Genomic DNA, 3482 nt, shown 5'->3' with positions numbered 1-3482 from the left:
TATAAGAATAATAGAAATAAAAATAAATGCAAAATAAAATGGAATTTCACTAAAAACGATGCTGATAAAAAATTATCCAAATATTATATTAACATATGAATATCATAAAAATTAAATTGTCGAGACACTAATCATTTTAACAATAAACACAAACATTTCTCACATATGTTTTATATTGAGTATTAATTATCAGCTATCAAAAAGATTAACAAATATTAATTAATGTAAATTAGCATTATGTATATGAAAAGTAATATTTAAACTTATTAATCTCTGTAACATGGATAAAATTCATACTAACTAACAATAAATCTAAAAATAAAATGTAGCTGTTTTTTAAGTGTATGATATTAAAAACAATTAACAATAATAGCTATATATATATATATATATATATATATAAACTAAAACTGTGTATAATTTGTAAGATGTGAAAAATAAATTTCGATAACAATGTTTGTATTAGATGAACTATGTTTTGGCATGTTTTGTCTGATTTTTGAAGAAATATTATTCTAATTTTGAACAATACAATAATTGTTTTAAACCATTTCACCAGTGAAGACCAATTCTGCATCTCCTTTCATGAATGCTCCAAGTTCTCCATCTTTTTCGTAGACTTCGATTTCAAGTTCTCCACCTGGGAGATGAACAAGGACATTATTATCTAATTCTGAAAGTTTATATCCTGCAAGAACAGATGAAGTTGCTCCAGTTCCACAAGCATGAGTGTACCCTACTCCTCGCTCCCAAGTTAGCATTATTATCTCGTTTTTTGATATTATTTCAACGAAATGTGCATTTATTTTTTCAGGGAATGCTTCATGGGTTTCAATAGCTGGACCAAATCTGTTTAAATCTATGCTATCTACAGAATCTGTTAAAACTACTGCATGGGGATTTCCTACACTAACAGTGGTCATACTTATATTTTCACCATCTACAAATAGCTCGTTATTTAAAAACTCTTTTTCTTCTGTTTTAATTGGAATTTCAGCTGTTTTAAATGTTGAAAGTCCCATATCTACTTTAAAAAATGTAGCTATTCCATTTTTTGATGTTATTTCAACTGTTTTCAATCCTGCAAGTGTTTCTACTTTTAATATTTCTTTTTCAATTATTTTATTATCATAAACAAACTTGGAAAAACATCTAATACCGTTTCCACACATTTCAGGTTCTGTTCCATCATCGTTGAATATTCTAAATCTTATGTCTGCTTCTTTACTTGATGATGGTGTTACAAAGATTACTCCATCTGAACCAATTGAAAATCCACTTCTGCAAACATTTTGGCAGAACTCTGGTTTTTCATCTTCAGCTACTACTTCTCCTTCGCTTTCATCTATGACAATATAATCATTTCCAAGTCCATGCATTTTAGAAAACTTTAAACCTTTTAAATCCATTTTTAATACCTCATGATAATATAAATAGTAACAATAATAATACTAATATTAATAATAGTAATATTAATAATAATACTAATATTAATAATAGTAATATTAATAATAATACTAATATTAATAATATTGTTTGTTATAGTATTGTTTATTTTTTTAATTATATTTCTGATTACTTTTTAATATTAATTTGTTTAATTTATTTAATTTATAGTTATTTTTTTAATCTTTCTGGGATTATTTGGTTGTTAAAGAGATCTTTGTAGGTTTCTCTTTCTCTGACTAGTTCTGATTCTCCATTGTTCACTAGTACTTCAGCGGTTCTTGGTCTTGAGTTATATTGGGAGGACATTGAGAATGCATAAGCGCCTGCATTTAAAATAGCTATTAAATCTCCTTCTTCTATCTTTGGGAGTATTCTGTCTCTTGCAAATAGATCTCCTGATTCACAAACATTTCCTGCAATATCTACTTTTTCTGTTGGTGTGGCATTTGCTTTATTCGCTACTACAATATGGTGGTATGAATCATACATCGCAGGTCTAAGTAAAGTGTTAAATCCAGCATCCACTCCAATGAACTTTCTATAGCTTTGCTTTACACTATTTACTCTAAGAAGTAAGTAGGCGGCGTCTCCTACAATATATCTTCCAGGCTCAATGTACATTGCAGGTTTACCTATTCCAAATTCATTTAATTTACTTTTGTATATTCCAACTATTTCTTTTGCAAAGTTATCAATATCAAGTAAATTTTCTTCTGGAGTATATGGTATTCCAAGTCCACCACCGAAATCTAAGAATTCAAAGTCAATGTTTGCATTAGCTGCAACGTCTCCTGCAATATTCATCATTGATTCTGTTGCAAGTTTAAATGGTTCTGGATTCAATATTCCTGATCCGATATGTGAGTGCATACCAATAGGATTGAATCCTAAATCTTTTGCTAGGTTGTAGACATCTGCAGCTTCTTCTTCCATTATTCCAAATTTACTCATTGGTCCACCAGTAATACAGTGGTCGTGATGTCCTGCTCCAACATTAGGATTTACTCTAAAGGATAATTTAAGACCATTTGGACTTGTGATTTTTGCAAGTCTTTTTAGTGCTGATATAGAGTCAATATTTAGTATAACTTCTTGTTCATAGACATATTTTAATTCTTCATTTGTAATATTGTTTCCAGTAAATAATATTCTGTCTGGAGTGAATCCTGTTTCAAGAGCAGTGTATACTTCTCCAGGAGATACTGCATCAATAGAACTACCTTCTTCTTCAAGTATTCTCATTACAGCAAGATTTGTGTTTGCTTTTTCTGCATAAAATATCTTGAAATTTTTATAGTATTTGGTAAAAGCATTATTTACTCTATTGTAGTTGTCCCTGATTCTTTTTTCATCAATTACATATAATGGAGTTCCATATTCTTCTGCAAGAGAAATAGTGTCAGCACCACCAATTTCTACATTTCCTTTTTGGTTAATTTTTAAATTTAAATCCATATAAATCATCTATTTTAAGTAAATTTAAATAAATTTATTAGATATTTGATTGATTGATATTATGAGATAGTATTAAACTATAGGATTGTATTAGGTTATAAACAATACATTTCAACAATATTATTAATATACTTAATTTAATAGCTATTTGATTATAATTTAACTTTAATAGCTAATTAAATTTTAATAGCTATTAAATAAAAACTATTATTTAATTCAAAGATTATTATTATAATTTAAAGATTATTAATCTAATTAAATTAATCATTAAAAGTATATAGACTAAAAGTATATTAGACGAATTATTTATAAAAAAATAAATAAATTATTATTCTTTAATTATATGGTAATTATAATTATTGTATTTTATCATTGTATTTTATCTTATATAAATTTAGGCATACCTAAATTTGAATTTTTGCAAAATTTAAAATCATGATTTTTAATATAAAGGAGATCTTCCATAATTCATTGATTAGTTAATTGATATTTATTGGTTTATATTGTGATGATGAAGTAATATTAAGTTAAAATAAGGATTATTATTTAGTTTATTGGGTTTTAAGTGGGTTATGTTT

General features: G+C 26.7%; 2 protein-coding genes. Both read right to left on the bottom strand.

The genetic code is table 11. From position 1 onward, the window contains the following. Nucleotides 1–542: 542 nt before the first annotated feature. On the bottom strand, nucleotides 543–1409 hold the full coding sequence (dapF, locus tag MBFIL_RS03595; RefSeq protein WP_066971591.1) for a diaminopimelate epimerase: 867 nt from the start codon (nucleotides 1407–1409) through the stop codon (nucleotides 543–545). A gap of 208 nt (nucleotides 1410–1617) precedes the next feature. Beyond that, complete coding sequence (gene lysA, locus MBFIL_RS03590) at nucleotides 1618–2904, bottom strand: diaminopimelate decarboxylase (protein ID WP_066971589.1); 1287 nt, start codon at nucleotides 2902–2904, stop codon at nucleotides 1618–1620. Nucleotides 2905–3482: the final 578 nt, after the last annotated feature.

The sequence above is a fragment of the Methanobrevibacter filiformis genome (assembly GCF_001639265.1).
GTDB classification, from domain to species: Archaea; Methanobacteriota; Methanobacteria; order Methanobacteriales; family Methanobacteriaceae; genus Methanacia; species Methanacia filiformis.
This window is presented reverse-complemented; position numbering and strand designations above follow the sequence as displayed.